The sequence below is a fragment of the Streptomyces sp. OfavH-34-F genome (genome assembly GCF_022347745.1).
Taxonomy (GTDB): domain Bacteria; phylum Actinomycetota; class Actinomycetes; order Streptomycetales; family Streptomycetaceae; genus Streptomyces.
In genome coordinates this window covers 1-6,191 of record NZ_JAKRGC010000353.1, presented here as the reverse complement: position 1 = coordinate 6,191, position 6,191 = coordinate 1, and the positions used below count along the sequence as shown (strand labels likewise).

Annotated in this window: 9 protein-coding genes; 1 reads left to right on the top strand and 8 read right to left on the bottom strand. The window is 74.1% G+C overall.

The genetic code is table 11. The features are described from left to right. Nucleotides 1–275: 275 nt before the first annotated feature. The 5 genes from MHW47_RS30700 to tsaB all read right to left on the bottom strand — a co-directional run bounded on the left by MHW47_RS30700 (nt 276) and on the right by tsaB (nt 3,394). Entirely contained in the window at nt 276–746 is a 471-nt protein-coding gene (locus MHW47_RS30700; RefSeq protein WP_239227139.1) for a VOC family protein, read from the bottom strand. Nucleotides 747–817: 71 nt separating this feature from the next. Beyond that, complete coding sequence (locus MHW47_RS30695) at nt 818–1,084, bottom strand: hypothetical protein (protein ID WP_239227142.1); 267 nt, start codon at nt 1,082–1,084, stop codon at nt 818–820. A gap of 20 nt (nt 1,085–1,104) precedes the next feature. Then, nucleotides 1,105–2,211 (bottom strand): tRNA (adenosine(37)-N6)-threonylcarbamoyltransferase complex transferase subunit TsaD, encoded by a 1,107-nt coding sequence (tsaD, locus tag MHW47_RS30690; protein WP_239227138.1) that lies wholly within the window; start codon nt 2,209–2,211, stop codon nt 1,105–1,107. Beyond that, a complete protein-coding gene (gene rimI, locus MHW47_RS30685; RefSeq protein WP_239227137.1) occupies nt 2,211–2,750 on the bottom strand; it encodes a ribosomal protein S18-alanine N-acetyltransferase in 540 nt (179 codons plus the stop codon). The genes tsaD and rimI overlap by 1 nt, the downstream gene beginning before the upstream one ends. Beyond that, nucleotides 2,747–3,394, bottom strand: coding sequence for a tRNA (adenosine(37)-N6)-threonylcarbamoyltransferase complex dimerization subunit type 1 TsaB (tsaB, locus tag MHW47_RS30680; RefSeq protein WP_239227141.1), 648 nt, complete (start codon nt 3,392–3,394; stop codon nt 2,747–2,749). The genes rimI and tsaB overlap by 4 nt, the downstream gene beginning before the upstream one ends. Before the next feature lie 206 nt (nt 3,395–3,600). Here tsaB and MHW47_RS30675 point away from each other — a divergent pair, with 206 nt between their 5' ends. Beyond that, entirely contained in the window at nt 3,601–4,146 is a 546-nt protein-coding gene (locus MHW47_RS30675; RefSeq protein WP_239227140.1) for a hypothetical protein, read from the top strand. Between the two features lie 53 nt (nt 4,147–4,199). Here MHW47_RS30675 and MHW47_RS30670 read toward each other — a convergent pair whose 3' ends face one another. The 3 genes from MHW47_RS30670 to MHW47_RS30660 form a co-directional block, all read right to left on the bottom strand. Continuing rightward, on the bottom strand, nt 4,200–4,373 hold the full coding sequence (locus tag MHW47_RS30670) for a hypothetical protein (RefSeq protein WP_239227136.1): 174 nt from the start codon (nt 4,371–4,373) through the stop codon (nt 4,200–4,202). A 128-nt stretch (nt 4,374–4,501) separates the two neighbouring features. Next, the gene (gene tsaE, locus MHW47_RS30665; RefSeq protein WP_239227135.1) at nt 4,502–5,056 is read right to left on the bottom strand and encodes a tRNA (adenosine(37)-N6)-threonylcarbamoyltransferase complex ATPase subunit type 1 TsaE; all 555 of its coding nucleotides are present in this window, start codon (nt 5,054–5,056) and stop codon (nt 4,502–4,504) included. A 36-nt stretch (nt 5,057–5,092) separates the two neighbouring features. Beyond that, nucleotides 5,093–6,191 (bottom strand): alpha/beta fold hydrolase (locus MHW47_RS30660; protein WP_374230175.1); only part of this gene is annotated, 1,099 nt, incomplete at its 5' end.

The following is a 6,191-nucleotide window of genomic DNA, read 5'->3' as shown; positions in this document are numbered from 1 at the left end:
GCCCGCGTCCTCGCCGCCCGCCGCACAGCCGGACGCGGCGGCGGCCACCAGGAGTCCCGCCAGCACCGCGTAGCCGGGCCGACGCCGCAGGAGCCCCCGTCTCCGCCGCTGCCGCCCGTCCGCCGCCGTGCCGGGTTCACGCCCATTCATGGTCAGTTTTTCCTTTTGTCGTACTGGCTGCATGGCGCCGGATACTGCCAGTACGACAAAAGGCTTCCTGCCCGACACCGCCGCCGGGCCCCGCCGGTCCCCCTACCGGACCAACGCGGGAGGGGTCAGGCGTTGCGGATGGCCTCGATGTCCAGGCGCCGCATGCCGAGCATCGCCTTCATGGCCCGGGCCGCCTTCTCCGGGTCCGGGTCGGACAGGGCCTCGCCGAGGCCGGGCGGGACGATCTGCCAGGAGACGCCGTACTTGTCCTTGAGCCAGCCGCACTGGCCCTCCTCGCCGCCGCCGGAGGACAGCGCCGACCAGAGCCGGTCCGCCTCCTCCTGCGACTCGCACTCCACGGAGAGCGAGACGGCCTCGGTGAAGGGGAACTCGGGGCCGCCGTCGAACGCGACGTACTCCGCGCCGTCCAGCTGGAAGCGCACGGTCATCGCGGTGCCCTCCTCGCCGGGGGACGCGGCGGTCCAGCGGGTGACGTCCAGGACGCGCGAGTCGCCGCCGATGACGGAGACGTAGAAGTCCGCCGCCTCCTCGATCTGGTTCTTCTCGAACCACAGGAACGTGGTGACCTTCTGCATGGTCCACTCCTCACAACCAGGCACATACGGGCGAAGTGCCGTGAAGGGTAGACCGCGCGGGCGTCCGGAACTCATCGCCCGGCCGGGGAGTCGGCACCTCCCAGTGATTCGAAGCGCCAGCGGTGGACCGCCCGGGTGACCAGGGCCGCGTCCGGCTCGGGCAGCTCCGGCAGCTCGTCGGCGTAACCGGCCTGCCACCAGGTGATGACCAGGACCCGGTCCTGCGGGGCGCGCAGCAGCTCGCTGCGGAGCGGGGGGCGGGGCAGCTCGGCGGCGCGGGCGCGGGCCCACGCGAGGAGGTCCGCGCCCCGCCCCTCGGCGGCGCGGGCCTCCCACATCAGGGCGGTGACCGGGGCGTTCACGAGTAGAGGTTGTCCTTGCTGATCTCGTGCACGTGGTCGTGGTCGTGCGCATGGCCGTGGGCGCCCGGTACGTGGGTCTCGGTGACCGGGAGCGAGGAGTCGGCGGACAGCTCCAGGTCGGAGGCGGGCCGGTTGCGGGCGACCATCTCGGCGCCGAGCGCGGCGACCATCGCCCCGTTGTCGGTGCACAGCTTCGGGCGGGGCACCCGCAGCCGGATGCCGGCCCGCTCGCACCGTTCCTCGGCGAGCGCGCGCAGCCGGGAGTTGGCCGCGACGCCGCCGCCGATCATCAGGTGGTCCACGCCCTCGTCCTTGCAGGCGCGGACGGCCTTGCGGGTGAGCACGTCCACCACGGCCTCCTGGAAGGACGCGGCCACGTCCCGTACCGGCACCTCCTCGCCGGCCGCCCGCTTGGCCTCGATCCAGCGGGCGACGGAGGTCTTGAGGCCGGAGAAGGAGAAGTCGTAGGCGGGGTCGCGGGAGCCGGTCAGGCCGCGCGGGAAGGCGATGGCGGCCGGGTCGCCCTCGCGGGCGAGCCGGTCGATGACCGGGCCGCCGGGGAAGCCGAGGTCCAGCACGCGGGCGATCTTGTCGAACGCCTCGCCGGCCGCGTCGTCGATGGTCGCGCCGAGGGGGCGCACGTCGTTGGTGATGTCGGGCGCGAGGAGCAGCGAGGAGTGCCCGCCGCTGACCAGGAGCGCCATGGTGGGCTCGGGCAGCGGGCCGTGCTCCAGCTGGTCCACGCAGATGTGGGAGGCCAGGTGGTTGACGCCGTAGAGCGGCTTGTTCAGCGCGTACGCGTACGCCTTGGCGGCCGAGACGCCGACGAGCAGGGCGCCGGCGAGGCCCGGCCCGGCGGTGACGGCGATCCCGTCGAGGTCGCGGCCGGTGACGCCGGCCTCCTTCAGGGCGCGCTCGATGGTGGGGACCATCGCCTCGAGGTGGGCGCGGGACGCGATCTCGGGGACGACGCCGCCGAACCGGGCGTGGGTGTCGACGCTGGAGGCGACGGCGTCCGCGAGGAGCGTGGTGCCCCGGACGATGCCGACCCCGGTTTCGTCGCAGGAGGTCTCGATGCCGAGTACGAGGGGTTCGTCAGCCATCAGTCAGTCTCGTTTCCCTGTCCGTCTTCCCGGACGTCTCGCGGTACGTCTTCCGATACGTCTTCGTGCAGGTGGAGGCGCATGACGAGCGCGTCGACGTTGCCCGGCTGGTAGTAGCCGCGGCGGAAGCCGATCGGTTCGAAGCCGAAGCGTTCGTACAGCTTCTGGGCGCGGGTGTTGTCGACGCGGACCTCCAGCAGCACCTCGGCGCACTCGAAGGCCGTGGCGTGCCGGAGCAGGTCGGTCAGCAGCTCGGCGCCGAGGCCGGCGCCCCAGTGGTCGCGGGCGACGGCGATGGTCTGCACGTCGGCGAGGTCACCGGCGGCGGCGAGGCCCGCGTAGCCGGCGAGCCGGCCGGTGGCGGGGTCCTCGGCGACCACGTAGCGGCGGGTCGCGCCCGGTCCGCGGGCGTGGGCCAGCTCGGACCAGAACATGCCGGCCGACCAGGCGTCGTCCGGGAACAGCTCGTGTTCCAGGGCGAGCACCGCGTCGATGTCCCACCAGCGCATCTCGCGCAGCACGGCGGTGGTGAGGGTCACTTCGGGGTGACCACCTTGTAGTTCTTCGGGACCTGCGCGTCGGGCCTGCGGAGGTAGAGCGGCTGCGGCGGCAGCAGTTCCTCGCCGGCCGCGAGGCGTTCGGCGGCGAGTGCGGCGAGCGCGCCCGCCGCGAGGTGCTCGGGGCCGCGCGCGTCCGGGAAGGCGTCCGGGTAGAGCACCGCGCCCGCGCCGACGACGGGCAGCCCGGCGAGCTGTTCCGCGATGTCGGCGGGCCGGTCGACCGAGGGCCCGGCGGTCCGGGTGCGGCCGTCCTCGTACCGCGCCCAGTAGACCTCCTTGCGGCGGGCGTCCGTGGCGACGGCGAAGGGGCCGGTCAGGCCGGCGAGCCCGGCGGCGTGGGCCAGGCCGTCCAGCGTGCACAGGCCGTGCACGGGCACGGAGAGCGCCGAGCCGAAGGTGGCCGCCGTCACCAGGCCGACGCGCAGTCCGGTGTACGGGCCGGGGCCGACGCCCACGACCACGTCCGTCACGGCGTCGAGTTTCACCCCGGCCTCGGCGAGGACCCGGTCCACGGCGGGCAGCAGCAGCTCCCCGTGCCTGCGGGCGTCGACCCGTACGGACTCGGCGAGGACTCGGGTTCCGTCGTGCAGGGCGACGGTGACGGCGGGGGTGGCGGTATCCATAGCGAGCAAGAGCACGCAAACAGCCTACGGGTCCGGCGCGGCCCGCCCCGTGCCCCGTACGGCGTCCCGGTCCGGGCGTCCCCGGCTGCTACCGTCACCGGGTATACGCGGAGTACGTGTAAACGCTTGTAGGACTTACGGGACGCGCCTGGCGGGCGGACGACGGCGAAAGAGGACGAACGGTGGCAAGGGGCAGCTCGGGATTCGTGGCCGCGCTCACCGCTGCGGCCGTCGCGGTGGTCGGGTTCCTGGCCTACCAGGCGTCCGCGAATGTGCCGGACGACCTGGCCAGCGCCGCGAAGCCGAAGCCTTCCGTGAGCGCCTCGGCCCCGCCCGGGAAGCACGCCGGGCCCAAGCCGGAGAAGGACCCGCTCGCCGTGCCCGCCGAATCCGGCACCGGGAAGCGCGTCGTCTACGCGCTGCGCGACCGCCGGGTGTGGCTGGTGGACGCGCGGAACCGGGCGACCGACACGTTCAAGGTGATGCCCAGCCCGGTGAGCGCGGTGCCCGGCACGTTCGCGGTGACCTCGCGGTCCGGCAGTGTGAAGGGGTCGGACGGGGTGCCGATCGAGCACGTCGTGCGGTTCGCCACGGTGGACGACGTGACGATCGGCTTCAGCGCCGCGACGGACGGCTCGATGGAGGAGCCGGACCCGACCGTGCGGACGGGCGGGGTGCGGATGTCCCGGGAGGACGGCGACGCGGTGTGGCGGTTCGCCACGGTCGGCGTGAAGGTGGTCGTCGTCCCGTAGGGGCCCAGGCCCTGTCGGCCAGCCCTGTCGGCCAGGCCCTGTCGTTCAGGCGGTCAGTCGCCGGACGGGTGCGACCGGGGCGCTCGTCCGGCTTTCGCCGTGCGCCGGTCGGCCGGCTGCGGCTCCGGCGGTGTGGACACCGCGTTCGCCGCCGCTCCCGCCGCCAGCAGGACGCTCATCGGTACCGCCGCACGCGGCGGCCGCGCTTCGCGCTCGGACGTCGGCATGGAAGCCTCCTGCAGCTTCGGTGGGGCGTGGTTAGGTACACCTAACTACGCTCTCGTCCTCCATGTCACCACGCCTGCCCCGTTCCGCGCAACATTTTCCCGACACCGCGTCGGAAAGAAATCCGCCCTCAGCCCCAGGGCGCCCAGGAGTCCTTGCGCAGCCCCGCCCAGCGCGCCCCCACGCCCACCAGCGTCACCGTGCGCCGCTCGTCGTCGGTGTCCCCGACGGCCCGGTCGATGAACACCTGGAGCCGGTCGTCGGACAGCTCCTCGACCTTGCCGTCGCCCCACTCGACCACCACCACCGAGTCCGCGAGCGAGACGTCCAGGTCCAGGTCCTCCATCTCGTCGAGGCCGCCGCCCAGCCGGTAGGCGTCCACGTGGACCAGCGCGGGGCCGCCGGAGAGCGGGGGGTGCACCCGGGCGATCACGAAGGTGGGCGAGGTCACCGCGCCCCGCACGCCCAGGCCCTCGCCGAGCCCCCGGGTCAGGGTCGTCTTGCCGGCGCCCAGCTCGCCGGTGAGCATGACCAGGTCGCCGGGGCGCAGCACGGAGGCGAGCCGGCGGCCCAGGGCCCGCATCTGTTCGGGGGAGTCGACGGCCAGCTCCACGCTGACGGCGCCGGGGGTGTTCTCGTACGCGGCGGCCCCACCGGCCGCCGGGCTGTTCTGCGCTGCTTCCATGCCCGAAACGTTAGAGGATTCCGGGGCGCCGGACCGTCAGAGGACGTCCGGCACCGCGCCCGCCCGCACCAGCAGGTCGGCCAGCCGGTCGGTCACCGTCTCCGGGTGCTCCAGCATCACCAGGTGCCCGGCGTCCGGCACGATGACCAGCTCCGCGTCGGGCAGCAGGTCCGCGATGGCCTCGCTGTGCGAGCTGGGCGTCACGAGGTCCTTGTCGCCGGCCAGGACGAGCACCGGGACGTCGCGGAAGAGGGCCAGCGCCGCGCTCTTGTCGTGCTCGGCGAACGCCGGGTAGAACTCCGCGACGACGTCGATCGGGGTCGACTCGATGAGCCGTTCCGCGAACCGGGCGACGGCCGGGTCCACGTCCCGCGAGCCGAAGGAGTACCGCTTGATCAGGCCGGCGAACAGGTCGGCGGTCGCCCGGCGCCCCCGCTCCACCAGTTCCGGCTGGGAACCCAGCGCCCGCAGCACGCCGGGCAGCACCCGCCGCACCGCCTTCATGCCCGCCACGGGCAGCCCGAAGCTGACCTCGTCCAGCCGGCCGCTGGACGTGCCGACGAGGGCGACGGCGGCGACCCGGTCCCGGATCAGCTCCGGGTATTGCTCGGCCAGCGCCATGACCGTCATACCGCCCATGGAGTGTCCGACCAGGACGAGGGGGCCCTCGGGCGCCGCCGCGTCGATGACGGCCTTGAGGTCGCGCCCGAGCTGGTCGATGCCCACCGGTACCCCGCCCCCGGCGCGGTCCTGGGCGCGTCCGCGCCCGGAGCGGCCGTGGCTGCGCTGGTCCCAGTGGACGGTGCGCACGATGCCGCGCAGGGCGGCGCGCTGGAAGTGCCAGGAGTCCTGGCCCAGGCAGTAGCCGTGGCTGAACACGACGGTGACCGGGGCGGGCGCCTTGCGGCCGAACAGCCGCCGTCTGCGCGGGTCCGCGTCGGCGTCCGCCGCGCCCCCGGCGGGGTCCACCTCGTCGACCTCGTAGTACAGCTCGGTGCCGTCGTCGGCGGTGGCCCGGCCGGGCCGGCCGCGCAGCGAGCCGTACGGGGCGGTGGCGTCCAGGGCCAGCCGGGCGCGCTTGCGCATGCTCCGGCCGACGGTCAGCCGCTCCACGGCGACCCCGGCGGCCGCTCCG